Source organism: Streptomyces sp. CA-142005 (assembly GCF_050942335.1).
Classification (GTDB): domain Bacteria; phylum Actinomycetota; class Actinomycetes; order Streptomycetales; family Streptomycetaceae; genus Streptomyces.
The window spans coordinates 5,569,701-5,593,859 of record NZ_CP192078.1; the positions used below are offsets into that span (position 1 = coordinate 5,569,701).

Consider the following 24,159-nt stretch of genomic DNA (forward strand, 5'->3'; position numbering starts at 1 on the left):
TCGTCCTCGCGCCCCCCCCGGTCCTCGGCAACTACCTTGGTCTCGACCACTGCATTCGTGCCCCCCCATGCCCCGTGCGCCCGCACACCGGGCGGCCTCCATCAGCCTGAGTCCGCTCTTTATCCACAGCCTGTGGACAACCCTCGGCCCGCTGTCGGCGGGGCATGGCACGATCGACGGTGTGACCAGCACTGCCAGCACGGTCGAGAGGGCCTTCCGGGCCGCCCTCTACGACGACACCGACACCGGCCTCGACACGGGTGCCTCCCTGCTCGCCGCCGACCCCGCCGCGGACGCCGAACTCACGCGGCGGGGCGAGGAGTTCGTGGCGACTGCCTGGCAGCGCGGCTGGCAGCCCGCCGATGTCGTACGGCTGGTGCGGCGAGAGCTGGAGGACGCGCATGTGCGCCAGGCCGCCACCCTGATCCGCGCCCAGTCCGGACGGGACCGCCCGCGCGGGCGCCGCTGGACCGCCCAGCTGGCGGAGCTGCCCGAGGGCCCCGCCCGCGAGACCGACCGCTTCTCGCAGGCCACGACCACGCTGGAGCTGTACCGCCTGCTGCTGCGCCTGCCCGCCCTTGAGCCTTTGGAGGAGGAGCCCCGGCGCTCCTCCGGCCCGGCCGCCTCCCGCATGCTCGCCCGGATCCGCGCGCTGCTCGCCAAGGCCGAGGCGACCGGGTATCCGGAGGAGGCGGAGGCGCTCAGCGCCAAGGCGCAGGAGCTGATGGCGCGGCACAGCGTCGATGAAGCGCTGCTCGCCGCCGAGGCGCCCGCGCCGGACGCGCCCGGCGCCTGCCGGATCGGGGTCGAGCCGCCGTACGAACAGGCCAAGGCGGTTCTGCTCGACGCCGTGGCCGGCGCGAACAACTGCCGCGCGGTGTGGAACGAACCGCTCGGCTTCTCCACGGTCGTCGGCTTCGAGGCGGACCTGGAGGCGGTTGAGCTGCTCTACACCTCGTTGCTGGTGCAGGCCACGCACGCGATGACCAAGGCGGAGGCCGCGCAGAGAGCCGGCGGGCGGAAGCGGACCAAGACCTTCCGGCAATCGTTCCTGGCCGCCTACGCCCACCGGGTCGGCGACCGGCTCGCGGCCGCCGCCGAGACCCAGGTCAGCCAGGACCTGCTGCCGGTCCTCGCCACCAGGGAGATAGCCGTCACCGACCGGCTGCAGCGCATGTTCCCCGAGACCACCACCACCCGACTGCGCGGAGTGACCGACGCGGCCGGCTGGACGGAGGGCGCACGAGCGGCAGACCGCGCCCAGGTTCGGGCACGCCGCGGGCTGGAGTGAACTCGTGGGGCCCGGGCTGGGGCGAGCCTGTACGAAGCCGGGTGAGCCCGCCCCGGGCTGGTCAGCCCGCCCGAAGTTGACGTGGCCCGCGGCACTCGGAGTCGGCGCCGACCTGCCCGAATCGATGGCAGCGCCGCCGGTTTGGAGTGAGCCCATCCGGCGCTGGTGCAGCGGAGAGAAGGGCGCACGGCCGGCCCGCCCCAGGCTGAAGTCAGCCGCTGCAGGATGGACTCGGCCTGCCCCAGGACGGAGTCAAGCCCGCCCGAATTCGACGTTGGCCGGCCTCGGGCCGGGGTGAGCCCACCGAAGCCGGGGTGAGCCGCCCTGCCCCTGGAGCCGGTCCGCCGGAAGTCGGCCGCAGCGCGCCCCCGCCCCTGGACCCGGTCCCCCGGAAGCCGGCGTCACCCCGCCCCGCCCGCGCCCCTGCTGGCCGACCCGAAGCCGGCGTCATCCCGCCCGGCCCCCAGCGAACCCGCGCCCCCAGCTCGCCCTGGCGGCTCAGTCGCCGACCTGCTGGAAGGCTGTCACGGAGGCGTTCGGGCCGGTGCCCGCGGTCTGGGTGGCGACGGGGCCGTAGGACCAGGGGAAGCTTCGGGAGGCGGTGGTGCCGGGCAGGGTGATCTTCACGGTCTTGGCGTCCAGCGCGGCCTTGTCGCCCGCCTTGCCGCGCACGTAGCTGATGGTGAACGACGCCGAGTCGCCCTTGGCGAGCTTCAGCTTCTGGGCCTTGGCGCCCTTGAGGGCCGGCACCTTGGCCTCGGTGTCGCCGGCGCTCAGGACGACGCCCGCGAACTGGTCCAGGGTGCAGGTCCTGCTCTGGTTGGTGATGCTGACCGGGAGTTCACCCGTGTCCCCGGCCTTCGGCGCCACGCTCGCGGACCCGATCTGCACGGAGACCCCGCCGATCTCGCAGGCCGAGCCGTTCTTGCCGGCGCTCTTGCTCCCGCCGCCGTCGCAGGCGGTGAGCAGCAGGGCGGCGGCGAGGGCCGTGACGGTGAGCGGAATGGCGCGCATGAGCAGGTCCCATCGAGGTCGTGACGGTGCCCCTGCATCATGGCGCCTGCGCTCCGGCTCCGTTCGCTCACCCCCGGCGGAATCACCGCTTCAGGTGGCGCTCCGCACCGGATTCACACCCGTCACCGTCTCAACCCGGCGCCGGCAACGCACTGCTTCGAAGCGCTGCTTGAAAACGCTGCTTCAACGCGCTGCTTCAACGCGCTGCGTCAACTCACTGCTTCACCTTGGTCGGCAGCGCCGAAGGCAGCTTGCCGCCCTCCGCCCTGGTGTACGTCTCCTTGCCGGTCGTGCCCGACCAACTCACCGTCATGCTCTTGGCGTCCACGGCGTCGACCATGCCGGTGACGCGGTCCTTGTTGCCGTCGGGGCAGGTCAGGTGGATCATCTGCATCCCGGACTCCTCGCCCGCGGCGCCCTGGCACCAGGCCTTCCGGCCGGTCACGAAGAGCCCGGCCTTCTTACCGGTGATCACCAGGGCCACGATCCTGCCGCCGCTCGTGGTGATCCAGCTGCCCTGGAGTTTGCCGGCGGCCCCGGACACCGCCTCGGAGCCCGAGGGGGACGCCGACGCGGTGGTGGCGCTCGGCGTCGCAGAGGCGGCGGTCCTGTCGCCGTCACCGCCGCCCCCGCTGCACGCGGTCAGCGCGGCGAGGGCGCCCACCAGGCCCGCGGCCACGGTCGCGGTCCGCACCCGTGCCCGCGCGGCACTCGAAGCACCCGCGGCAGTCGAGACAGTTGCAGCAGTCGAGGTAGTCGCACCAGTCGAGGCAGTCGCACCAGTCGCAGACGTCACCGGAAAGCTCCCAAGCTGTAGCGGCCGGCCGCCCTCGGCCGGACGGCCCGCAGCAAGCTACCAGCCGTCACCCCGAGGACCGCCGGACACGGGGCAGGAATCAGTTGTGAACCTGCCCGCGCCCTATAGGTAGGCAATTCCCTACGCTTGACTGGTAGGGAATCGCCTACCTATTGTCGTACCCATGACCATCACTCACGCCTCCTTCGTCACCCTCCCCGTCGCCGACCAGGACCGCGCCCTGCGCTTCTACCGGGACGTTCTCGGCTTCGAGGTCACCGCCGACCTCCAGATGCCGCCCGGGCGCTGGCTGCAGGTCGCGCCGAAGGGCGCGCAGACCGTCTTCACGCTCTCCGGGCCGGGCATGGGTGATTTCGAGCCCGGCTCGGCACGGGGGATCATGTTGGTGACGACCGATGTCGACGCCGACTGTGCCCGGCTCGCCGAGGCGGGCACCGAGGTGCAGGGCCCGGAGGAGTACCCGTGGGGGCGCATGGCCTCCTTTGCGGACCCCGACGGCAACGGTCTGATGCTGCTGACGGAGAAGGAAGGCTTCTGACCGCACCATGAGCACCGGGACCGGGACGGGTACCGCCGCCGAGGACCGCGTCTTCGCCGCGCTCGCCAACGCCACCCGCCGCGAAGTGCTGCGGCTGCTGCGCGAGCGCGGACCGCAGCCCGTCCAGGCCCTGGCCGACCATTTCGACATGCGCCGCCCGAGCCTCTCGGAACACCTCAAGGTGCTCCGGGAGGCCGGCCTCGTCTCCGAGCAGCGCTCCGGGCGCCGGCGCATCTACCGCCTTGAGGCCGCCCCCCTCGCCGAGGTGCAGGACTGGCTCCACCCGTACGAGCGGTTCTGGCGCGATCAACTGAAGGGCCTCGGTGACCTGCTCGACCGTCTGCCCGACGATGACCAGCCATGAGCGTCCAACCCGATGACGACCTGACCACCATCCGGGTCGACCAGTTCTTCCCGCACCCGCCCGCCAAGGTCTGGCGCGCGCTGACCGACCCCGCCCTGCTCGCCCGGTGGCAGATGCCCGGCGCCGAGGACTTCCGCCTGGAGGTCGGGCACCGGTACCGGATGACCTCCGTACCGCGTCCCAACGCCCGCTTCTCCGGGGTCGTGGAGGTACGGGTGCTGGCCTACGACATCGAGCGGATGCTGTCCGTCCGCTGGGCCGACGCCGATCCGGCCAACCCCGCGGACTGGACCATCACCTGGACCCTGGAACAGGAAGGGCGCGGTACGCGTCTCTTCTTGGTGCACGAAGGTTTCGATCCGGACGATCCGGCCCAGCTGATGGCACGGAAGATCATGGGCGGGGGCTGGCGGGGGCATGTCCTGCCTGCTCTGGGGCAGGCGCTGGAAGGGCTTGGCTGACGCAGGCGTCTCCCGGCTGGGTAAAGCGAACGTCAAAGCTGTAACCGTGAGAACACCCCGCGTGCACGTGCATTTGCGCATGCATCTGCACGTGAACGCGGTTATGATCCGGGTCAGTTGACCACAGCATCTATGGCCACACCAGCCAGTGCACCAGGGAGCGACCTGTGGACCGCGACGTTGACGGCCTGTACGGGGGGGACGACGTGTACAACGGCATTGCTGCCGCGCAGCTGGTCGGAGTGGCCTGGCAGAAGAGCAGGCACAGCAACTCGCAGGGTTCCTGCGTGGAGTTCGCGCGGCTGCCGGGCGGCGAGGTCGCCGTACGCAACTCGCGTTTCCCGGACGGCCCCGCGCTCGTCTACACCCGAGCGGAGATCGAGGCCATGCTCCTCGGCGTCAAGGACGGCGAGTTCGACCACCTGATAGTGAGCTGACGTCCGAGCGGTGGGCGCTGCCCCGGCGGGACCCTTGGCAACGATGTCGGATGGGCCGGAGAAGGTTGGGTGACGCGCGTAGAAACCGCGCGTCCGTCGGTGTCGTACGGTGTCAGCCGGCCGACTGGAGCCGGAACAGCGCCCAGACCACCTTGCCGTGGAGGGTGCCCGCGAGCGGGTGCCAGCCCCAGCTGTCGGCGAAGGAGTCGACCAGGAACAGCCCGCGCCCGGACTCGGCGGAGAAGTCGTCCGAGTCCCGCGGCACCGGTGTCTCGTGGCTCGGGTCGCGCACCGCGCACACCAGCCGCTCGGTCCAGCGCATCAGGTGCAAGCGCACGGACGGCGTGTGTTCTGAACATGCCATATCGGACGGCAGGCCGTGGCGCAGCGCGTTGGTGACGAGTTCGGAGACGACGAGGCATATGTCGTCGAAGCGGTCGCCGACGTCCCACTGGTCGAGGGTGCCGCGGGCGAAGCGCCGGGCCTCGCGCACCGCTTCGTAGCGGGCGGGCAGTGCGCAGGAGGCGGCATCGGACACGGCCGCGGGATCCAGCGGCGGAAGGCCCTGCCGTAACGGCTTGAGCATGGTCGATCCATTCGTCCCCATGCGAGGCACTCCCGGGAATTCGCGGTCGTTGCGATGCAGCGGTGGCGCGGCACCATGGTTTCGGATGCGCAGAGCAGATGCAAGGGCAGATGCACGTGCACGCGACCGAAATGACACTGCCCGTACCGCTTCTTGGCCATTTTTTCCGCCATCTTCTCGACGGTTGTCATCAGAGGTCCGTACCTCTTGCCGACCCACGCAGGCAGAAACGGCCCGCCTCTTTCCGTTTCCGTAACCGGACGAGTACTGCTCGAAGTGTTTTAGTGGCAGACTGCGGGCCCTGAAGACGGTTGGGGAGGCGGCGAACGTGAGCGCGGGAGAGCCCGGATCGGTGGTGCGGCGGATGCTGCTCGGCTCGCAACTCAGGCGGCTGCGTGAAGCGCGGGGGATCACGCGCGAGGCGGCGGGGTACTCCATCCGTGCCTCCGAGTCGAAGATCAGCCGTATGGAGCTGGGCCGGGTGAGCTTCAAGACCAGGGACGTGGAAGACCTGCTGACGCTGTACGGCATCACGGACGAGACGGAGCGCGAGTCGCTGCTCTCCCTCGCCCGGGAGGCCAACGTGGCCGGCTGGTGGCACAGTTACACCGACGTCCTGCCCAGCTGGTTCCCCACCTATGTGGGCCTGGAGGGCGCCGCGTCCCTCATCCGTGTCTACGAGGTGCAGTTCGTCCACGGCCTGCTCCAGACCGAGGACTACGCCCGCGCGGTGGTCCGGCGCGGCATGAAGGGCGCGAGCCCGGCCGACGTCGAGCGCCGGGTCGCCCTGCGCCTGGAGCGGCAGAAGCACCTGCTCGCGGACCACGCCCCCGAGTTCCACATCGTCCTCGACGAGTCCGCCCTGCGCCGCCCCTACGGCGACCGCGCCGTGATGCGCGGCCAGCTCCAGCACCTGATCGACATCTCCGAGCGGCCCAACGTACGGCTGCAGGTCATGCCGTTCAGCTTCGGCGGGCACTCCGGCGAGAGCGGCGCCTTCACCATCCTCAGCTTCCCCGACGCCGATCTGTCCGACGTCGTCTACGTGGAACAGCTGACCAGCGCCCTGTACCTCGACAAGCGCGAGGACGTGGCCCAGTACGAGCAGGCCCTGAAGGAACTCCAGCAGGACAGCCCGGGCCCCGACGAGAGCCGGGACCTGCTCCGGGGCCTGCTTCAACTGTCCTGAGGACCTCCTTCAACTCGCTTGAAACACAAGTACGATGACGTGCGATCAGACCGTGACCAGGATCTGGCTCCGCTAGTGATTGAGGGATCACATGTCGTCCTACTTCAGCGACCTGGCCCAGCAGTACATCGACGGAGAATGGCGACCCGGCACCGGTTCCTGGGACGTCATCGACTTCAACCCCTACGACGACGAGAAGCTGGCCTCGATCACGGTGGCCACGGTGGACGAGGTGGACCAGGCCTACCGGGCCGCCGAGCGGGCCCAGAAGAAGTGGGCCGGGACCAACGCCTACGCCCGCCGCGCGGTCTTCGAGCGGGTGCTGCGGCTCATAGAGGACCGTGAGCAGGAGATAGCCGACCTGATCATCGCCGAACTGGGCGGCACGCGCGTGAAGGCCGGTTTCGAGCTGCACCTCGCCAAGGAGTTCCTGCGCGAGTCGATCCACCTGGCGCTGCGCCCCGAGGGCAGGATCCTGCCCTCGCCGGCCGACGGCAAGGAGAACCGCGTCTACCGGGTGCCGGTCGGTGTCGTGGGCGTGATCAGCCCCTTCAACTTCCCCTTCCTGCTGTCGATCAAGTCGGTCGCACCGGCCCTCGCGCTCGGCAACGCGGTGGTCCTCAAGCCGCACCAGAACACCCCGATCGCCGGCGGCACCCTGATCGCGAAGCTCTTCGAGGAGGCCGGGCTGCCCGGCGGCCTGCTCAACGTGGTCGTCACCGACATCGCCGAGATAGGCGACGCGTTCATCGAGCACCCGGTGCCGAAGGCCATCTCCTTCACCGGTTCCGACAAGGTCGGCCGGCACGTGGCCACCGTCTGCGCCGCGAACTTCAAGCGCTCGGTGCTCGAACTGGGCGGCAACAGCGCGCTGGTGGTCCTGGACGACGCCGACCTCGACTACGCGGTGGACGCGGCGGTCTTCAGCCGGTTCGTGCACCAGGGCCAGGTCTGCATGGCCGCCAACCGGGTCCTCGTGGACGCGTCCGTCGCCGAGGAGTTCACCGAGAAGTTCGTCGCCAAGGTCAGGACCCTGAAGGTCGGAGACCCGCGCGACCCGCAGACCGTCATCGGCCCGGTGATCAACTCTCAGCAGGCGAACGCGATCTCCGGCGCCGTCGAGCAGGCGATTGCCGAGGGCGCCACCGCCCTGGTCCGCGGCGGCACGTCCGGCAATCTCGTCGAGCCGAGCGTGCTCACCGACGTACCCGCCGACTCCGCGCTGCTCCGGCAGGAGGTGTTCGGCCCGGTCGTCTTCCTCATCCCGTTCGACGGCGAGGAGGAGGCGCTGCGCATCGTCAACGACACCCCGTACGGCCTCAGCGGCGCCGTCCACACGGGTGACATCGAGCGGGGTGTCGCCTTCGCCAAGCAGGTCGACACCGGCATGTTCCATGTGAACGACGGCACGGTCCACGACGAGCCGATCGTGCCGTTCGGCGGCGAGAAGCACTCCGGCATCGGCCGCCTGAACGGCGAGACGACGCTGGAGTCCTTCACGACCGTCAAGTGGATCTCGGTCCAGCACGGCCGCAGCGGGTTCCCCTTCTAGGGCACCTTTTCCGGGCCGCCGGGCCATTGCGGACAGTGGCTGACCGCAATGGCCCGTAGCGTCGTCGGTGTCAGGGGGCGCAGGGCCCCGGCGACGGTGAGGAGAGGCGGCCGGCCATGGTCAAGCACGTACCGGCGGAGGCACAGGGCGACGAGCGCGGGGCGCTGCTCGCGTTCATCGAGGAGCAGCGCGGCGGGATCCGCCGGGCCCTGCTCGGGCTGACCGAGGAGCAGGCCCGCTCCCGCCCCAGCGCCAGCGAACTGTCGCTCGGCGGCCTGCTCAAGCATGTCGCCGAGGTCGAGCAGAGCTGGATCGCCCGTGCCCGGCAGGAACCACCGGCGATCAAGCGGGACGAGTCCAACTGGCACGAGACCTTCCAGCTGGTCGGCGAGGAGACGGTCGCCTCGCAGCTGGCGTACTGGGAGCAGGTCGCCGCCGAGACGGAGAAGTTCATCCGCTCCGCGCCCAGCCTGGACGACACCTTCCCGCTGCCGCCGGACCCCTGGTTCCCACCGGAGGGCCGGGTCAGCCTGCGCTGGCTGTGTCTGCACCTGATCCGCGAGACGGCCCGGCACGCCGGCCACGCCGACATCATCCGCGAGTCCCTGGACGGCAAGACGGCCTTCGAGCTGGTGGCCCAGGAACAGGGCGGCTCCTGGGGGTGACCGCGGGGTGTGCGGCCGTACGGCAATAGCCTGGACCGCATGTCAGCGATCCGTCTTCTCGTGCTGGGCGCGGTCCGCCGGCACGGGCGGGCCCATGGCTACCAGGTACGCAACGACCTGGAGTACTGGGGCGCGCACGAGTGGTCCAACGCCAAGCCGGGCTCGATCTACCACGCCCTGAAGCAGATGGCCAGGCAGGGGCTGCTGCACGCGCACGAGATCGCGCCGTCCACGGCCGGCGGCCCGCCGCGCACCGAGTACGAGCTGACCGAGCAGGGCACCGAGGAGTACTTCACCCTGCTGCGCGAGGCGCTGGTCACCTACGACCAGCGCGGCGACATGAAGACGGCGGCCATCGGCTTCATGGTCGACCTGCCGAGGGCCGAGGCGGTGGCGCTGCTGAAGGAGCGCACGCGCCGCATCGATGCCTGGCGCTCCTCGGTCACCGAGCACTACGTCCCCGAGGAGGGGCCGGAACGGCTCGGCCACATCGGCGAGATCATGAACATGTGGGTCCACACGGCCGACTCCGAGGCCGCGTGGACCCACGGCCTCGTCGAGCGCCTGGAGACCGGCGCCTACACGTTCACGGGCGAGGGCGATCCGTTCGTCGGCGTGCTCGCCGAGGACGAGGAGAACCCCTACGCGACGGGGGAGCGGCACCCGGAGGACGACCGCTGATCAAGTTTTGACCGACACCCTGAGGGCGGTGGCCCTAGTGGTGGAACCCGGTGGCCGCCGCCTTGTCGTGGGTCAGGGGATGCGGCTGCCGGCGCAGCCCGGGCAGCAGGCGCGTCAGATCGGCCAGGAACAGGTCGGCCAGGTCGTGGGAGAAGCCGTTGCGGCACACGACCCGCAGCACCGAGAGGTCCTCCCGGTTCGCCGGGAAGGTGTACGCGGGCACCAGCCAGCCGCTCTCGCGCAGCCGCCGGGAGACGTCGAAGACGTCGTACGACGTCACCTCCGGGGCGGTGGTGAAGGCGAAGACCGGCAGCTGGTCGCCCCGGGTCAGCAGCCGGAAGTCGCCCAGCTCCTCGATCCGCCCGGCGAGCGAGGTCGCCACGTCCCGCGTCGACTGCTGCACCGCGCGGTACCCGTCGCGGCCGAGCCTCAGGAAGGTGTAGTACTGGGCGACCACCTGGGCGCCGGGCCGGGAGAAGTTGAGCGCGAAGGTCGGCATGTCGCCGCCCAGGTAGTTGACCCGGAAGACCAGCTCCTCGGGCAGCGCCTCCTTGTCCCGCCACAGTGCCCAGCCGACGCCCGGATACACCAGTCCGTACTTGTGCCCCGAGGTGTTGATCGAGGCCACGCGCGGCAGCCGGAAGTCCCACACCAGGTCCGGGTCCAGGAAGGGCGCCACCATGCCGCCGGACGCCCCGTCCACGTGCACCGGGATGTCCAGCCCGGTGCGCTCCTGGAGGGCGTCCAAGGCGGCGCACAGCTCCGCGATCGGCTCGTAGGAGCCGTCGAAGGTCGAGCCGAGGATGCCGACGACCCCGATGGTGTTCTCGTCGCACAGCTCGGCCGCCGCCTGCGGGTCCAGGTGGAAGCGGTCGCCCTCCATGGGCACCAGCCGGGCCTCCACCTCCCAGAAGTTGCAGAACTTCTCCCAGCACACCTGGACGTTGATGCCCATGACCAGGTTGGGGCGGGCGCCCGGGTACCGGTCGGCGTTGCGCCCGGCCCACCGCCGCTTGAGCGCCATCCCGGCCAGCATGCACGCCTCGCTCGACCCGGTCGTCGAACAGCCCACCGCGCTCGACGGGTCCGGCGCGTTCCACAGGTCCGCGAGCATCGCGACACAGCGCCGCTCCAGCTCGGCCGTGCGCGGGTACTCGTCCTTGTCGATCATGTTTTTGTCCCGGCACTCCGCCATCAGCACCCCGGCCTGCGGCTCCATCCAGGTGGTGACGAACGTGGCCAGGTTCAGCCGGGAGTTGCCGTCCAGCATCAGCTCGTCGTGCACCAGCTGGTACGCCGTGGACGGGGCCAGCGGGGCGTCCGGGAGCCGGTGCGTGGGCGGGGCCTCCGTCATGCCGCCGACCGGATTGGCCTCTCCGTAGAACGGGTTGACGGAAATCGTCCGCTCTTCGTGTTTCTCGGGACCTTTGTGCAGGGCCATGAACGTCTCTCCAGGGATTGTGGGGTAAGGGTTTTCAGCGGATCGGGGTGCCGTCCTCGCCCAACTGCATCTGCGGGCGCCCTGTCACCAGCAGCCAGGCCGGCAGCGACGCGATGCACAGCACGGCGATGATGGCGGGCGAGGCGACCAGGACGGCGGCGGTGAACAGGCTCACCCAGCCCTGCCGGGTGATCGCCAGGAGCATGCCCAGGACGCCCGTGGCCACGCCCAGCGCCGGATGCACGGCCGGAACCAGCGCGTGGGCGGACAGTCCCAGCGCCGTGCCGACGAACACGGCCGGGAAGATACGGCCGCCACGGAAACCGCAGGACGCGGCGACGAGCAGCGCGGCCAGCTTCACCACCGCCATCCCGGCGAACTGCCCCGCCGACCAGCCGTCCGGATGGCGGGCCAGCTCCGCGACCTCCGCCAGCCCCTTGAAGAGCGTCAGATGGCCGCCCAGGGCCCCCAGAGCGCCGAGCACGACGCCGCCGGCCGGAAGCATCAGCATCGGGTGCCGCAGCTGCCGGAAAGCCGCGTGGACGAGCGGGAAGGCGTGCACCGCGCACATGCCGAGCAGCGCGGACGCCGGGGCGATCACGAGCGCCGCCAGGACGTCCTTGGCGTTCGGGTGGCCCATGGGCGGCAGCCCCAGGTCGAAGGCGGGACGGAACAGCAGGGTGGTCGTCACGGCCCCGCACGCGCCGGCGGTCAGCGGCGCGAACAGGTTGTCCCACAGCCGGCCGCGCATCGGGCGCCCGGCCAGCGCCTCGGAGATGACCAGCGCCGCCGCCACCGGCGTGCCGAACAGCGCGCCGATCGTCGCCGACTCCGCCAGCACCGGCCACAGGCTGCCCGGCGCCCGGGGCACCAGGCGCGCGCCGAGCCAGACCGCGAGGCCGACGTTCACGGCGATGATCGGGTTCTCCGGGCCGAGGCTCGGGCCGCCGGCCAGCATCAGCCCGGTCGCCAGCACCAGTCCCGGCAGCACGACCGGCGGCAGCGCGGGGGCGTTCAGGCCGAGGGTGGCCGGATCGGGCCCGGCGTGCCCGGGCACCTTCCACACCACGAGACCGACCGCGAGGCCCGTGGCGGTCAGCACCACGAACATCCACAGCACCGAGTAGCGGCCCACCCCGAGCGCGTCCGGCAGCGGTCCCCACAGCACGTGCTGGAGCTGCTCCGCCGCCGCGCTCACCCCGATGTAGACCAGGCTCGCGACCACGCCGACGACCACGGCGGGCAGGATGAACGGCAGCAGGGCCCGCGCCGGCGCCGTAGCGGCGGTCGGAGGCGCCTGCGGCGCGTCGGTTTCCTGGGCCACGGGCTCACCATATGCGGACAAAATCCGCGCAACACCCTGAAGGGGTGCGAACGGAAAGCGGCTTGCACCTCACGTGGCGTGAGGCCTCAGCGTGGAGGGCGTACCGACCGAAGGAGCGGAAAAAGTGAGCTACTCCGTGGGACAGGTCGCGGGGTTCGCCGGGGTCACGGTGCGCACCCTGCACCACTACGACGAGATCGGCCTGCTGGTGCCCGGCGAGCGCACCCACGCCGGCCACCGGCGCTACACCGACGCCGACCTCGACCGGCTCCAGCAGATCCTGTTCTACCGGGAGCTCGGCTTCCCGCTCGAGGAGGTCGCGGTCCTGCTCGACGACCCGGACGCGGACCCGCGCGCACACCTGCGCCGCCAGCACGAACTGCTGACCGCCCGGATCGAGAAGCTGCAGAAGATGGCCGCGGCCGTGGAGCACGCCATGGAGGCACGCAAGATGGGCATCAACCTCACCCCGGAGGAGCGCTTCGAGGTGTTCGGGGACAAGGACCCCTTCAACGAGGAGTACACCGAGGAGGCGGAGCAGCGCTGGGGCGACACCGAGGCCTGGGCCGAGTCGCAGCGCCGCGCCGCGGGCTACACCAAGGAGGACTGGAAGCGGATCAAGTCCGAGGTTGATGACTGGCAGGAGCGGTACGCCGCCCTGGTGGCCGCGGGCGAGCAGCCGTCCGGCGAGGCGGCCATGGACATGGCGGAGGAACACCGGCAGCACATGAACAGGTGGTTCTTCGAGGTCCCGTACGAGATGCACCGGTGCTTCGGGGAGATGTACGTCTCCGACGAGCGGTTCAAGGCGTACTACGACGCCATGGGGCCCGGCGTCGCCGAGCACCTGCGCGGCGCGATCCTCGCCAACGCCGACCGGCACACCGCGTCCTGACGTCCTGGCCCGGGGCTCACTCCCGGGCCAGGACCACCGCCGTGCCGTACGCGCACACCTCCGTGCCCACGTCCGCGGCCTCCGTCACGTCGAACCGGAACGCCAGCACGCCGTTGGCCCCACGCGCGCGTGCCTGCTCCACCAGCCGCTCCATGGCCTGGTTGCGGGTCTGCACGAGCGTCTTGGTGAGCCCCTTCAGCTCGCCGCCGATCATCGACTTCAGCCCGGCGCCGATCTGGCTGCCGAGGTGCCGCGAGCGCACGGTGAGTCCGAAGACCTCGCCGATCACCTGCTCCACCCGGTATCCGGGCACGTCGTTCGTGGTCACGACCAGCACGTCCGGCTGGGGCCCCTGGCCGCCGCCGTAGTCATCGAGTCCCATGAGTCACAGCTTTCTCCCAGTCACCGCACAGTGCATCCTGGAGACACCGGTGGAACCTGGGGCGGTCACATCACGTTGATAGCTTTGTGCGGCCCTTCCCGGAAGACCAGTCGCCGTAGCCGCCTTCACCCCTCAGGAGCCCGGACCCGTGATGACACTCGCCCTCGGCCCGAGCTGGCTCGATCCCAACTACCTGCTCGACACCTACAGCATCTGGGGCCTGCTGCTCATCGTCTTCGCCGAGTCCGGCCTGCTCATCGGCTTCTTCCTGCCGGGCGACTCGCTGCTGTTCACCTGCGGCCTGCTGATCACGTCCGGGGACCTGGACTTCCCGCTGTGGGGCGCCATCGCGCTGATCTGCCTCGCCGCGATCCTCGGCGACCAGGCGGGCTACATGTTCGGCAAGAAGGTCGGCCCGTCCTTGTTCAACCGCCCGGACTCCCGCCTGTTCAAGCAGGAGAACGTCACCAAGGCGCACGAGTTCTTCGAGAAGTACGGTCCGAAGTCCCTGGTCCTGGCCCGCTTCGTGCCGATCGTGCGCACGTTCACGCCGATCATCGCCGGCGTCAGCGGCATGAAGTACCGCTCGTTCCTGATCTTCAACGTCATCGGCGGCACCCTGTGGGGCGCGGGCGTCACCCTGCTCGGCTCCTGGCTCGGCAACATCGGCTTCGTCAAGAACAACATCGAGGCGATCCTCATCCTGATCGTCCTCGTCTCCGTGGTCCCGATCGCGATCGAGTTCCTGCGCGCCCGCGGCAAGCAGAAGACGGCCGCGCAGCCCACCCCGGCACCTCGGCCCGAGCACCAGCAGCCCCCGGCCATGGACGCCGCGACCACCCAGCTGCGCCGCATCGAGCCGGACCAGCCGTACGGGCAGCACTACGGCGGCCAGTACGAGCAGCAGCCGTACCAGCAGCCCCAGCAGCAGCCGTATCAGCAGCCTCAGCAGCAGGACTGGAACCAGCAGGAGCAGTACTGGAACCAGGACTACGACCAGCAGCAGTACCCGCAGCCGCAGTACGACCAGCACCAGCAGCAGTACGACCAGCACCAGTACCCGTACGACCACCGCCGGCAGTAGCCGGCCGAGGGGCGCGGGGGACTAGAAGCCCCGCGTCCGCTTGGCGGCCCGGCGCTTGCCGACGGAGCCGACCCGCAGGAACAGCCGGAAGACCTCCGAGCCCAGATTGACCCCGATGGCGATGGCCATGGCCAGCGACGCGGCGTTGGCCAGCGACACCAGCCCCTTGTCCACCTCGTTCTGGGCCATGTTCAGCAGCCCGAAATACGTGGCGGAGCCGGGCAGCAGCGGCCCGATGGCCGCCGTCGTATAGGGCAGCGCCGAGGCGAACCGGTACCGCGACAGCAGCTGCCCGAACAGACCGACCAGCCCCGCGGCCACAGCGGTCGACGCCACCGGCGAAATGTCGGCGACGTAGTGCATCGCGCCGTACACCGTCCAGGCCACGCCCCCGTTGAGGGTCACCCACAGCACGGTCGAGCGCTCCTGCTGCAGCAGCACCGCGAAGGTCAGCGACAGCAGCATGGAGGCGGCGATCTGGATCAGCGGCCGCTCGTTGATGACGAGCGCCGCGTCCGGGTTGAGCTTGCCGCCGACCTTCACGCCGAAGTACAGGACGACCAGCACGCCGGCGACGATGCCGACGAAGAAGTAGAGGACCTCCAGCAGACGGGCCGACGCGGTGATGTAGAAGCCGGTCAGACCGTCCTGGACGCCCGCCACCAGCGCCCGCCCGGGCAGCAGCGCGAACAGTCCACCGGTGACGACGGCGGACGCCTTCACGTCGACGTGCGCCAGCGCGAACGCCACCCCGACCGCGGCGGGCGGCATCGCGGCGACCGTGAACTGGTAGAACTCCGGCAGCCCGCGCCCCGCGCACAGCCAGGCCAGCCGGTCGCCGAGCATCGCGCCCAGCGCGGCCGCGACGAACACGATCAGGTCACCGCCGACCAGCACGGAGGCCGCCCCTGCCAGCAGACCGCTGGCCAGGGTCAGCGCCCAGCCGGGGTAGGGGTGCCGGTTGCGGCGGATCTCCGCCAGCCGGCGGTAGGCCTCCTCCAGGGAGACATGGGTCTCCGGGTCGGTCAGGTCGTCCACCAGCCGGAACACGGCCGCCAGCCGGGTGTAGTCGGTGCCGCGCCGCCGTACCGTCCGCGAGGCGGTCACCGGGTCCTCCACCAGCGACGGCTGGTGCGAGATCGACAGCAGCGTGAAGGTGACGTTCGGCTCGCAGCGGTCCAGGCCGTAGGAGCGGCACACCGCGAACATCGCGGCCTCGACGTCCTCCGCGCCCTCGCCGCCCGCCAGCAGCAGCTCGCCGATACGCAGGGTCAGGTCCAGCACGCGCGGGACGGCCGGGCCCTCCTCCTCCACCCGCTGCACCAGCTCGGGCGCCGGCCGCTCGGCCACCGGCATGCGCAGCATCGTGCGCATCCGGTCCTGCCAGGGGGCGTCCTTGACCAGGCTGACCAGGGGCACCCCGGTGGCCGGGGTGAACGCCGTCAGCGAGTCGTTGGAGCTGTAGGTGCTCGGCGGGCTGAACGCCGACCCCTCCGGCTCGGCAGCGGGCGCATGCGGCGCCTCCAGGCCCTTCGGCAGGGCGAACTCGGAGGTCGTCTCCGCCTCACCGACCGTCTTCGGCACGTCCAGTCCCGCCGGAATGGCGAACTCGGACGTGATCTCCGGGTCGTACCGCGCCTCGTCGGACCGGGGCTTGCGGTCCTCCGCCTCCGTCACCTCGTACCGCTCCCTGAACGACACCTTCCGTACGGCTCAGTATGCGCACACCTACCCGGCGGGCCGTACGCGCGCGTGGACGCGGACGGGCCGCACGCGTGCGTACGGCCCGTCCGCGACAACAGCGGGGGTTCAGTGACCGCCCTGCTCCTTGAAGCGCTTGTAGGAACGCTCGATCTCCGCCTCGGCGTCCGTGCGGCCCACCCAGTTGGCGCCCTCGACGGACTTGCCGGGCTCCAGGTCCTTGTACACCTCGAAGAAGTGCTGGATCTCCAGGCGGTCGAACTCCGACACGTGGTGGATGTCGCGCAGGTGCTCCACGCGCGGGTCGGTGGCCGGAACGCACAGCAGCTTGTCGTCGCCGCCCGCCTCGTCCGTCATCCGGAACATGCCGATCGCGCGGCACTTGATCAGGCAGCCCGGGAAGGTCGGCTCGTCCAGGATGACCAGCGCGTCCAGCGGGTCGCCGTCCTCGCCGAGGGTGTTCTCGACGAAGCCGTAGTCGGTCGGGTAGGCGGTCGAGGTGAAGAGGCGACGGTCCAGGCGGATCCGACCGGTCTCGTGGTCCACCTCGTACTTGTTGCGCGAACCCTTCGGGATCTCGATCGTGACGTCGAACTCCACCGGTGGCTCCTCCATGATCAGCACATAGTTCTGGTGATTAAGTGTCCCTCACGCAGGTGTGTGATCGCGAAAGGGGCTGGTGGTCGTGCCAGAGCTGAGGCCTTGGCGGGCCGCGAGACCGCGGATGGAGCGGATCGCGAACGCCGTACGACCGCGCCTGGCGCGAGCCGGGGCGGCCGCCAAGCCGCGGGTCGCGCGGTTGGCGCGGGCCCTGCGGTCCCGGCCACCGGCCCTGCGGCGGCCGCGGGCCGTGAAGACCTGGCAGTACACCGCCGGCGCCGCCACCGCCGGCCTGGCGCTGGCCGCCGGCGTGGTGACCGCGGCCGGCCCCTGGGACGCCGACGGTCAGCGTACGGCCGAACGAGACCGGGCCGCCGCCCTGGAGCGGACAGGTGGCACAGATCACGGCCGGTCCGCCGCGGCCGTGCGGGCGCCCCGGCCCGCCCCGAGCGCCGGACCCGTCCTGCTGGGCCTGGACGGCGCGACGAGCGCCGTCGGCACCAAGAAGGCCGCGCCGGACGGAAGGCCCCTCTCGGGCGTCCTGGGGCCCCTCCTGGACGTCTCCGCGCTCGGCGGCACCCGCGCGGCCGCCGTCGTCGACGTGGCCACCGGCAAGCGCCTGTACACCTCCGGCGCCGGTACGGCCCTCACCCCCGCCTCCACCACCAAGATCGCCACCGCCGTCGCCGCCCTGTCCGCCCTGGGCCCCGACCACCGCTTCACCACCCGCGCCGCCCTCGAACCCGACACCGGCGAACTCGTCCTGGTCGGCGGCGGCGACCCCACCCTCACCGCCCGCAAGAAGGCCGGGGGCTGGGCCGACCTGCGGGAGCTGGCGGCGAACACCGCGGCGGCGCTCGACAAGCGGGGCATCCACAAGGTCACGCTCTCCTACGACACGACCCTGTACTCCGGCCCCGCCGTGCATCCCATCGGCGTCAACGACAACCTCGCGCCGGTCAGCGCCCTGATCGCCGACGAGGGCCGCACCGACGGCTCCAGCAGCGGCCCGGTGCCCCGCGTGAGCGACCCGGCGAAGGACGCGGCGAGCAAGTTCGCGACCTTCCTGAAGGCCGCCGGCATCACCGCCACGCCCCCCGGCCCCTCCAAGGCCACCACGCGCGCGCAGACCCTCGCCACCGTCTCCTCGCCCCCGCTGTCCGACGTGGTCGAGCGCATGCTGACCAACAGCGACAACGACATCGCCGAGGCCCTGGCCCGCCAGACCGCCCTCGCCAGCGGCCGGCCCGCCAGTTTCGACGGCGGCGCCGGCGCGATCTCCGCCCGGCTGACCAAGCTGGGCCTGCCGATGTCCGGCGCCTCCTTCCACGACGGCAGCGGCCTGAACCGCGACGACCGGCTCACCGCCGACCTCCTCACCGCCCTCCTGGTCACCGCGGGCGACCCCGACCGCCCCGGACTGCGCCCCGTCCTCACCGGCCTGCCCGTGGCCGGGTTCACCGGCACCCTGGCCGACCGCTACACCGCCAGCGCGGCGGGCGTCGTACGCGCCAAGACCGGCACCCTGACCGGTGTGAACACCCTCGCCGGCACGGTCGTCGACGCCGACGGCCGTCTCCTGGCCTTCGCCTTCATGGCCTCCGGCACGACGGACCCCTTGGCGGCCGAGTCGGCCCTGGACAGGGCGGCCACGGCGCTGGCGGCCTGCGGCTGCCGGTGACCCCGCCGGCCGCCGCGGGCCCGTCCGCACCGCCGTACCCGCCCGCCGCACCGCCTGCGGACCCGTCATGGCCTGCCCCAAGCGGGAGCGGTCCCGTACGGTTGACGACATGACTGGCTTCGGTGGCACCGCATCTCCCGGGATGGTCGACTGGAACCTCGCGGTGGCAACCGCGACACGGCTCGTACGGCCGGGCCCTGATGTCAGCCGCGACGAGGCACGCGCCGTCGTCGCGGAGCTGCGCCGGCACGCCAAAGCCTCGGAGGAACACGTCCGGGGCTTCACTCGTATGGGCACCGAAGAGATCCACGACACCCCTGTGCTGGTGGTCGACCGCCCCGGCTGGGTCCGCGCCAACGTGGCCGGCTTCCGCGAGATCCTCCGGCCGCTCCTGGAGAAGATGCAGGAACGGCGCGCCGGCAGCCCCGGCGGCGCGGTCCTCGGCACCGTCGGCGGCAAGGTCACCGGCGTCGAACTCGGCATGCTGCTGTCGTTCCTGTCCTCCCGCGTCCTCGGCCAGTACGAGACGTTCGCCCCCGCCAGCCGCGAGCTCCCGGCCGGCGAGAACGGCGGCGGCCGCCTCCTGCTCGTCGCGCCCAACATCGTCCACGTCGAGCGCGAACTCGACGTCCAGCCGCACGACTTCCGCCTGTGGGTGTGCCTGCACGAGGAGACCCATCGCACCCAGTTCACGGCCGTGCCCTGGCTGCGCGACCATCTGGAGGGCGAAATCCAGTCGTTCTTGGCGGAGACCGACGTCGACCCGATGACCTTCCTGGAGCGCGTCAGGGAAGCCGCCCAGTCCCTCGCCGGGGGCCGCCCCGAGGGCGAGGAGGAGGACGGCGGCCGCTCCTTCGTGGACCTGGTGCAGACCCCCGCCCAGCGCGAGATCCTCGCCCGCCTCACCGCCGTCATGTCCCTGCTGGAGGGCCACGCCGACTACGTGATGGACGGCGTCGGCCCGAGCGTCGTACCGACCGTGGCGGAGATCCGCGAGAAGTTCCAGCAGCGCCGCGCCAAGGGGGCCTCCCGCCTCGACCTCGCCCTGCGCAAGCTGCTCGGTCTGGATGCCAAACTGAGGCAGTACCGCGACGGCGAACGGTTCGTGCGGGCCGTCGTCGAGCAGGTCGGCATCGACGGCTTCAACCGCGTGTGGACCTCGCCCAACACCCTGCCCACCAAGGCGGAGATCGGCAAACCGGCGGACTGGGTCGCGAGGGTGCACCGCAAGGCCGAGTCGTGAACAGCATGAACACGTCGTGATTCGAATCCGGCCGACGGCAGGCGAACGCCCTTCCAATCACCCGTCCGAGGGACCGTGAGCCATGCGTAGGCGTGCAATGCTCGGGGAACCGCCCGCTTCTGTCACCATCTACACACTCTGAGTGACCGGACTCGGGCTCACCCCCCGAAAACTTCATGAAGGGAACCGGACATGGGTCCCCATCCTGCGGTCGCGGCGATACGCCTGGCGGTCCGCCGCGTCCTCCACGACATCCTCAATGACCACCACGCCTACGGCGGCCCAGGCCGGCAGCCCTTCGGCGAGCACCCGGACCGGACAGTCGAGCGGCTCCCCTCCCCGCTCGTGCTCGTCGCGTGCTCCGGCGGCGCCGACTCCATGGCCCTCGCCTCCGCCCTCGCCTTCGAGGCGCCCAAGCTCGGCGTCCGCGCCGGCGGCGTCACCATCGACCACGGCCTCCAGCCCGGCTCCGACCTCCGCGCCGACGAGGTCGCCCTGCGGCTGCGCGCACTCGGCCTCGACCCGGTCGAGTCCGTCGCCGTGACCGTGGGCCGCGACGGCGGACCCGAAGCCGCCGCCCGGGACGCCCGCTACGCCGCCCTCGACACCGTCGCCGAACGCCACGGCGCCACCGCGGTCCTGCTCGGCCACACCCGCGACGACCAAGCCGAAACCGTCCTGCTCGGCCTCGCCCGCGGCTCCGGCATCCGCTCCCTGTCCGGCATGGCCGCGGTCTCGGGGGCCGGCGGCCGTTACCGCCGCCCCTTCCTGGAAGTCGACCGGCAGACCGCCCGCAAGGCCTGCATGGTCCAGTCCCTCCCCGTCTGGGACGATCCTCACAACGCCGACCCCGCCTACACCCGCTCCCGGCTGCGGCACGAAGGCCTGCCGGCCCTGGAAAAGGCCCTCGGCAAAGGGGTCGTGGAGGCGCTCGCCCGCACCGCCCAGCTCTCCCGCGACGACGCCGACGCCCTCGACGCCTGGGCCAGCCAGGCGGAGGCCTCCGTGCGCGACGCCGCAGGTCTGCTGGAGTGCGCCAAGCTCTACGCCCTCCCGCCCGCCGTACGCCGCCGCATCCTGCGCCGCGCCGCCATCGAGGCCGGCGCCCCGGCCGGTTCGCTGTTCGCCCGCCACATCGAGGAAGTCGACCGTCTGATCACCGGCTGGCGCGGCCAGGGAGCCATCAATCTCCCGGGCAAAGTCGTCGCCCAGCGGCAGGGTGGCAGACTGGTGATTCGGCAAGGCTGAATCCCGGCCCCGCGGAGCGACCCTCCGGCGAACGGTCAGGGCAGCCGGTGGCCGTGACCACGGCCGTAAGTGCGGGACGACCGAAAGTGATGCGGGTGGACGCGAAAGACATGGGTGCCGACCTCCAGCAGGTGCTCATCACCAAGGAAGAGATCGACGCGAAGCTGGCCGAGCTGGCCGCGAAGATCGACGCGGAATACGCGGGCAAGGACCTGCTCATCGTCGGCGTCCTCAAGGGCGCCGTGATGGTCATGGCGGACCTCGCCCGGGCGCTGTCCACCCCCGTCACCATGGACTGGATGGCCGTGTCCTCCTACGGCGCGGGCACCCAGTCCTCCGGCGTCGTGCGGATCCTCAAGGACCTCGACACCGACATCAAGGGCAAGCACGTCCTGATCGTCGAGGACATCATCGACTCCGGCCTGACCCTGTCCTGGCTGATCAACAACCTCGGTTCCCGCGAGCCCGCCTCGCTGAAGGTGTGCACGCTGCTGCGCAAGCCGGACGCCGCCAAGGTCGCCATCGACGTCGAGTGGGTCGGCTTCGACATCCCGAACGAGTTCGTCGTCGGCTACGGCCTCGACTACGCCGAGAAGTACCGGAACCTGCCGTTCGTCGGTACGCTCGCGCCCCACGTCTACGGCGGCTGAGCCGTACCGGGTGATATGAGCCACTCGGCTCAAGCCTTGTAGGACGATCGGGAACCCCGGCGGGTTCCAGGCCGTTGAAGCATGCAGAGACGGGCTCCCCGGCCGTCCGAAGCGGACTTCGTGCGGCTTCGGACCACCACGCTGGGGTACCGTCAGAAGAACTGTCTTATCAAACTCACTATGGCAGGAGGGACGGGGCGGCACCGCTCCGTATGGATGGACGTGAAGCGATACTTCCGTGGGCCGGTCATGTGGATCGTGCTGGCCGTCCTTGCCGTGGTCGTGTTGATGCAGGTCGTCGGCTCGTCCGGCGGCTACAAGACGGTGGACACCGGCCAGGTCGTCGCGGCGATCAATGACAACAGGGTCCAGTCGGCCAAGCTCACCACCGGCGACGAGCAGACCATCAAGGTCACCCTCAAGGACGGCCAGAAGGTCGACGGCAGCTCGAAGATCCAGGCGAGCTACATCGGCGACCAGGGCGTGACCATCGCCGGTCAGCTCCAGACCAAGTACCAGGACAAGCAGATCCCGGACGGCTACACGGTCTCGCCGTCCAAGCAGAACCCGTTCGTCGGCGTCCTGCTCTCCCTGCTGCCCTTCGTCCTGATCGTGGTCGTCTTCCTGTTCCTGATGAATCAGATGCAGGGCGGCGGCTCCCGGGTGATGAACTTCGGCAAGTCGAAGGCCAAGCTCATCACCAAGGACACCCCGAAGACGACCTTCTCCGACGTCGCCGGCTGCGACGAGGCCGTCGAGGAGCTCCACGAGATCAAGGAGTTCCTGCAGGAGCCGGCCAAGTTCCAGGCCGTGGGCGCCAAGATCCCCAAGGGCGTGCTGCTCTACGGCCGCCCGGGTACCGGTAAGACGCTCCTGGCCCGCGCCGTGGCCGGCGAGGCGGGGGTGCCCTTCTACTCGATCTCCGGTTCCGACTTCGTCGAGATGTTCGTCGGTGTCGGTGCCTCCCGGGTCCGTGACCTGTTCGAGCAGGCCAAGGCGAACGCCCCGGCGATCGTCTTCGTCGACGAGATCGACGCGGTTGGCCGCCATCGCGGCGCCGGCCTCGGCGGTGGTCACGACGAGCGCGAGCAGACCCTGAACCAGCTGCTCGTCGAGATGGACGGCTTCGACGTCAAGGGCGGCGTGATCCTCATCGCCGCCACGAACCGCCCGGACATCCTCGACCCGGCGCTGCTCCGCCCCGGCCGCTTCGACCGCCAGATCGCGGTCGACCCGCCGGACCTGCAGGGCCGTCTGGAGATCCTCAAGGTCCACCAGAAGGGCAAGCCGGTCGCGCCCGACGTCGACCTGTCCGCTGTCGCCCGCCGCACCCCCGGCATGACCGGTGCCGACCTGGCGAACGTCCTCAACGAGGCCGCGCTGCTGACGGCCCGAGGCGACCAGAAGCTGATCGACAACAGGGCGCTGGACGAGGCGATCGACCGTGTGGTCGCGGGCCCGCAGAAGCGGACCCGGATCATGTCGGACAAGGAGAAGAAGATCACCGCGTACCACGAGGGCGGTCACGCCCTGGTCGCGGCGGCCTCACCGAACTCCGACCCGGTCCACAAGATCACGATCCTGTCCCGCGGCCGTGCCCTCGGTTACACGATGGTGCTGCCCGACGAGGACAAGTACTCGACCACGCGCAACGAGATGCTCGACCAGCTCGCCTACATGCTGGGCGGTCGCGCGGCGGAGGAACTGGTCTTCCACGACCCGACCACCGGCGCCGCGAACGACATCGAGAAGGCCACCAACCTGGCCCGCGCGATGGTCACCCAGTACGGCATGACCGAGCGGCTCGGCGCCATCAAGTTCGGCGGCGACAACAGCGAGCCCTTCCTCGGACGTGAGATGGCTCACCAGCGCGACTACTCGGAAGAGGTCGCCGCGCTGGTCGACGAAGAGGTCAAGAAGCTCATCGAGACCGCGCACAACGAGGCCTGGGAGATCCTGGTCGAGAACCGCGACGTGCTCGACAACCTCGTTCTCCAGCTGCTGGAGAAGGAGACCCTGGGCAAGGAGGAGATCGCCGAGATCTTCGCCCCGGTCGTCAAGCGCCCGCCGCGGCCCGCCTGGACCGGCTCCTCCCGCCGCACCCCGTCCACCCGCCCGCCGGTGCTCTCCCCGAAGGAGCTGGCACTGACGAACGGCGCGAACGGCGCGACGGCCGCGATCAGCACGGCCAAGTCCACCGCCGCGGAGTCCGCCCCGGTGACGGACAAGACCCCGGAGGACCGCCCGGAGAGCTGACGCGTTTCGGCCAACAGGGCCGGAATGAATGCCGCGCCCCCCAGGTTTTAGCCTGGGGG

24 protein-coding genes are annotated in these 24,159 nt (G+C 70.7%); 16 read left to right on the forward strand and 8 right to left on the reverse strand.

Going from position 1 to position 24,159, the window contains the following annotated elements:
* The first annotated feature begins 181 nt into the window (after positions 1 to 181).
* Positions 182 to 1,291 carry a DUF2786 domain-containing protein gene (locus tag ACQPXS_RS26040; RefSeq protein ID WP_433451684.1) on the forward strand — a complete coding sequence of 370 codons (1,110 nt, stop codon included), beginning with the start codon at positions 182 to 184 and terminating at the stop codon, positions 1,289 to 1,291.
* Positions 1,292 to 1,789: 498 nt separating this feature from the next.
* Here ACQPXS_RS26040 and ACQPXS_RS26045 read toward each other — a convergent pair whose 3' ends face one another.
* Complete coding sequence (locus ACQPXS_RS26045; protein WP_433451685.1) at positions 1,790 to 2,305, reverse strand: DUF4232 domain-containing protein; 516 nt, start codon at positions 2,303 to 2,305, stop codon at positions 1,790 to 1,792.
* A 214-nt stretch (positions 2,306 to 2,519) separates the two neighbouring features.
* The gene (locus ACQPXS_RS26050; protein WP_433451686.1) at positions 2,520 to 2,984 is read right to left on the reverse strand and encodes a hypothetical protein; all 465 of its coding nucleotides are present in this window, start codon (positions 2,982 to 2,984) and stop codon (positions 2,520 to 2,522) included.
* A gap of 301 nt (positions 2,985 to 3,285) precedes the next feature.
* On the opposite strand from ACQPXS_RS26050, the gene ACQPXS_RS26055 reads away from it, so the two are divergent.
* The 4 genes from ACQPXS_RS26055 to ACQPXS_RS26070 all read left to right on the forward strand — a co-directional run bounded on the left by ACQPXS_RS26055 (position 3,286) and on the right by ACQPXS_RS26070 (position 4,922).
* Positions 3,286 to 3,660, forward strand: a complete 375-nt coding sequence (locus ACQPXS_RS26055; protein ID WP_433451687.1) for a VOC family protein — start codon at positions 3,286 to 3,288, stop codon at positions 3,658 to 3,660.
* A 7-nt stretch (positions 3,661 to 3,667) separates the two neighbouring features.
* Complete coding sequence (locus ACQPXS_RS26060; RefSeq protein WP_433451688.1) at positions 3,668 to 4,024, forward strand: ArsR/SmtB family transcription factor; 357 nt, start codon at positions 3,668 to 3,670, stop codon at positions 4,022 to 4,024.
* Positions 4,021 to 4,485 (forward strand): SRPBCC family protein, encoded by a 465-nt coding sequence (locus ACQPXS_RS26065; protein WP_365327676.1) that lies wholly within the window; start codon positions 4,021 to 4,023, stop codon positions 4,483 to 4,485. Before ACQPXS_RS26060 ends, ACQPXS_RS26065 begins: the two co-directional genes overlap by 4 nt.
* A 167-nt stretch (positions 4,486 to 4,652) precedes the next feature.
* Positions 4,653 to 4,922: a DUF397 domain-containing protein gene (locus tag ACQPXS_RS26070; protein ID WP_351810917.1), complete on the forward strand. Its 270-nt coding sequence runs from the start codon at positions 4,653 to 4,655 to the stop codon at positions 4,920 to 4,922.
* A 112-nt stretch (positions 4,923 to 5,034) separates the two neighbouring features.
* Here ACQPXS_RS26070 and ACQPXS_RS26075 read toward each other — a convergent pair whose 3' ends face one another.
* Positions 5,035 to 5,529 carry an ATP-binding protein gene (locus ACQPXS_RS26075; protein WP_356299960.1) on the reverse strand — a complete coding sequence of 165 codons (495 nt, stop codon included), beginning with the start codon at positions 5,527 to 5,529 and terminating at the stop codon, positions 5,035 to 5,037.
* Between the two features lie 343 nt (positions 5,530 to 5,872).
* Here ACQPXS_RS26075 and ACQPXS_RS26080 point away from each other — a divergent pair, with 343 nt between their 5' ends.
* The 4 genes from ACQPXS_RS26080 (at position 5,873) to ACQPXS_RS26095 (ending at position 9,595) form a co-directional block, all read left to right on the forward strand.
* Complete coding sequence (locus ACQPXS_RS26080; RefSeq protein WP_351811132.1) at positions 5,873 to 6,697, forward strand: helix-turn-helix domain-containing protein; 825 nt, start codon at positions 5,873 to 5,875, stop codon at positions 6,695 to 6,697.
* 91 nt (positions 6,698 to 6,788) lie between these two features.
* Positions 6,789 to 8,249, forward strand: coding sequence for an aldehyde dehydrogenase family protein (locus ACQPXS_RS26085; protein ID WP_433451690.1), 1,461 nt, complete (start codon positions 6,789 to 6,791; stop codon positions 8,247 to 8,249).
* Positions 8,250 to 8,365: 116 nt separating this feature from the next.
* Positions 8,366 to 8,914, forward strand: a complete 549-nt coding sequence (locus ACQPXS_RS26090) for a DinB family protein (protein ID WP_365327672.1) — start codon at positions 8,366 to 8,368, stop codon at positions 8,912 to 8,914.
* A gap of 39 nt (positions 8,915 to 8,953) precedes the next feature.
* Complete coding sequence (locus ACQPXS_RS26095) at positions 8,954 to 9,595, forward strand: PadR family transcriptional regulator (protein ID WP_433451691.1); 642 nt, start codon at positions 8,954 to 8,956, stop codon at positions 9,593 to 9,595.
* 34 nt (positions 9,596 to 9,629) lie between these two features.
* On the opposite strand, the gene ACQPXS_RS26100 is transcribed toward ACQPXS_RS26095, so the two are convergent.
* Together ACQPXS_RS26100 and ACQPXS_RS26105 are read right to left on the reverse strand one after the other, a co-directional pair.
* A complete protein-coding gene (locus ACQPXS_RS26100) occupies positions 9,630 to 11,036 on the reverse strand; it encodes a glutamate decarboxylase (protein ID WP_433451692.1) in 1,407 nt (468 codons plus the stop codon).
* A gap of 34 nt (positions 11,037 to 11,070) precedes the next feature.
* Complete coding sequence (locus tag ACQPXS_RS26105; protein ID WP_433451694.1) at positions 11,071 to 12,360, reverse strand: ion channel protein; 1,290 nt, start codon at positions 12,358 to 12,360, stop codon at positions 11,071 to 11,073.
* Positions 12,361 to 12,484: 124 nt separating this feature from the next.
* Between ACQPXS_RS26105 and ACQPXS_RS26110 the strand changes: the two genes are divergently transcribed.
* Entirely contained in the window at positions 12,485 to 13,255 is a 771-nt protein-coding gene (locus ACQPXS_RS26110; protein ID WP_433451696.1) for a MerR family transcriptional regulator, read from the forward strand.
* A gap of 16 nt (positions 13,256 to 13,271) precedes the next feature.
* Here the strand turns inward: ACQPXS_RS26110 and ACQPXS_RS26115 are convergent, their stop codons facing one another.
* On the reverse strand, positions 13,272 to 13,637 hold the full coding sequence (locus ACQPXS_RS26115; protein ID WP_351810941.1) for a YbjQ family protein: 366 nt from the start codon (positions 13,635 to 13,637) through the stop codon (positions 13,272 to 13,274).
* Between the two features lie 151 nt (positions 13,638 to 13,788).
* Between ACQPXS_RS26115 and ACQPXS_RS26120 the strand changes: the two genes are divergently transcribed.
* Positions 13,789 to 14,721, forward strand: coding sequence for a DedA family protein (locus ACQPXS_RS26120; protein ID WP_433455946.1), 933 nt, complete (start codon positions 13,789 to 13,791; stop codon positions 14,719 to 14,721).
* A 21-nt stretch (positions 14,722 to 14,742) separates the two neighbouring features.
* On the opposite strand, the gene ACQPXS_RS26125 is transcribed toward ACQPXS_RS26120, so the two are convergent.
* Positions 14,743 to 16,398, reverse strand: a complete 1,656-nt coding sequence (locus ACQPXS_RS26125; RefSeq protein WP_351810947.1) for a threonine/serine ThrE exporter family protein — start codon at positions 16,396 to 16,398, stop codon at positions 14,743 to 14,745.
* Between the two features lie 132 nt (positions 16,399 to 16,530).
* The gene (locus ACQPXS_RS26130) at positions 16,531 to 17,022 is read right to left on the reverse strand and encodes an inorganic diphosphatase (RefSeq protein ID WP_031115900.1); all 492 of its coding nucleotides are present in this window, start codon (positions 17,020 to 17,022) and stop codon (positions 16,531 to 16,533) included.
* Between the two features lie 124 nt (positions 17,023 to 17,146).
* Between ACQPXS_RS26130 and dacB the strand changes: the two genes are divergently transcribed.
* The 5 genes from dacB (at position 17,147) to ftsH (ending at position 24,100) form a co-directional block, all read left to right on the forward strand.
* On the forward strand, positions 17,147 to 18,703 hold the full coding sequence (gene dacB, locus ACQPXS_RS26135) for a D-alanyl-D-alanine carboxypeptidase/D-alanyl-D-alanine endopeptidase (protein WP_433451699.1): 1,557 nt from the start codon (positions 17,147 to 17,149) through the stop codon (positions 18,701 to 18,703).
* Between the two features lie 109 nt (positions 18,704 to 18,812).
* Positions 18,813 to 19,946: a zinc-dependent metalloprotease gene (locus ACQPXS_RS26140; protein WP_433451700.1), complete on the forward strand. Its 1,134-nt coding sequence runs from the start codon at positions 18,813 to 18,815 to the stop codon at positions 19,944 to 19,946.
* Between the two features lie 192 nt (positions 19,947 to 20,138).
* The gene (tilS, locus tag ACQPXS_RS26145) at positions 20,139 to 21,194 is read left to right on the forward strand and encodes a tRNA lysidine(34) synthetase TilS (RefSeq protein WP_433451701.1); all 1,056 of its coding nucleotides are present in this window, start codon (positions 20,139 to 20,141) and stop codon (positions 21,192 to 21,194) included.
* Positions 21,195 to 21,283: 89 nt separating this feature from the next.
* Positions 21,284 to 21,844: a hypoxanthine phosphoribosyltransferase gene (gene hpt, locus ACQPXS_RS26150; RefSeq protein WP_031165039.1), complete on the forward strand. Its 561-nt coding sequence runs from the start codon at positions 21,284 to 21,286 to the stop codon at positions 21,842 to 21,844.
* 216 nt (positions 21,845 to 22,060) lie between these two features.
* Positions 22,061 to 24,100: an ATP-dependent zinc metalloprotease FtsH gene (gene ftsH / locus ACQPXS_RS26155; protein ID WP_351810959.1), complete on the forward strand. Its 2,040-nt coding sequence runs from the start codon at positions 22,061 to 22,063 to the stop codon at positions 24,098 to 24,100.
* Positions 24,101 to 24,159 lie beyond the last annotated feature (59 nt).

Coding starts and splice junctions, on each gene's coding strand:
- ACQPXS_RS26065 (WP_365327676.1), top strand. CDS start 4,021: ATGAGCGTCCAACCCGATGACGACCTGACCACCATCCGGGTCGACCAG.
- ACQPXS_RS26095 (WP_433451691.1), top strand. CDS start 8,954: ATGTCAGCGATCCGTCTTCTCGTGCTGGGCGCGGTCCGCCGGCACGGG.
- ACQPXS_RS26085 (WP_433451690.1), top strand. CDS start 6,789: ATGTCGTCCTACTTCAGCGACCTGGCCCAGCAGTACATCGACGGAGAA.
- ACQPXS_RS26055 (WP_433451687.1), top strand. CDS start 3,286: ATGACCATCACTCACGCCTCCTTCGTCACCCTCCCCGTCGCCGACCAG.
- ACQPXS_RS26075 (WP_356299960.1), bottom strand. CDS start 5,529: ATGGGGACGAATGGATCGACCATGCTCAAGCCGTTACGGCAGGGCCTT.
- ACQPXS_RS26045 (WP_433451685.1), bottom strand. CDS start 2,305: ATGCGCGCCATTCCGCTCACCGTCACGGCCCTCGCCGCCGCCCTGCTG.
- ACQPXS_RS26120 (WP_433455946.1), top strand. CDS start 13,789: ATGACACTCGCCCTCGGCCCGAGCTGGCTCGATCCCAACTACCTGCTC.
- ACQPXS_RS26060 (WP_433451688.1), top strand. CDS start 3,668: ATGAGCACCGGGACCGGGACGGGTACCGCCGCCGAGGACCGCGTCTTC.
- ACQPXS_RS26115 (WP_351810941.1), bottom strand. CDS start 13,637: ATGGGACTCGATGACTACGGCGGCGGCCAGGGGCCCCAGCCGGACGTG.
- dacB (WP_433451699.1), top strand. CDS start 17,147: ATGGAGCGGATCGCGAACGCCGTACGACCGCGCCTGGCGCGAGCCGGG.
- ftsH (WP_351810959.1), top strand. CDS start 22,061: ATGGACGTGAAGCGATACTTCCGTGGGCCGGTCATGTGGATCGTGCTG.
- tilS (WP_433451701.1), top strand. CDS start 20,139: ATGGGTCCCCATCCTGCGGTCGCGGCGATACGCCTGGCGGTCCGCCGC.
- ACQPXS_RS26140 (WP_433451700.1), top strand. CDS start 18,813: ATGACTGGCTTCGGTGGCACCGCATCTCCCGGGATGGTCGACTGGAAC.
- ACQPXS_RS26080 (WP_351811132.1), top strand. CDS start 5,873: ATGCTGCTCGGCTCGCAACTCAGGCGGCTGCGTGAAGCGCGGGGGATC.
- ACQPXS_RS26100 (WP_433451692.1), bottom strand. CDS start 11,036: ATGGCCCTGCACAAAGGTCCCGAGAAACACGAAGAGCGGACGATTTCC.
- hpt (WP_031165039.1), top strand. CDS start 21,284: ATGCGGGTGGACGCGAAAGACATGGGTGCCGACCTCCAGCAGGTGCTC.
- ACQPXS_RS26090 (WP_365327672.1), top strand. CDS start 8,366: ATGGTCAAGCACGTACCGGCGGAGGCACAGGGCGACGAGCGCGGGGCG.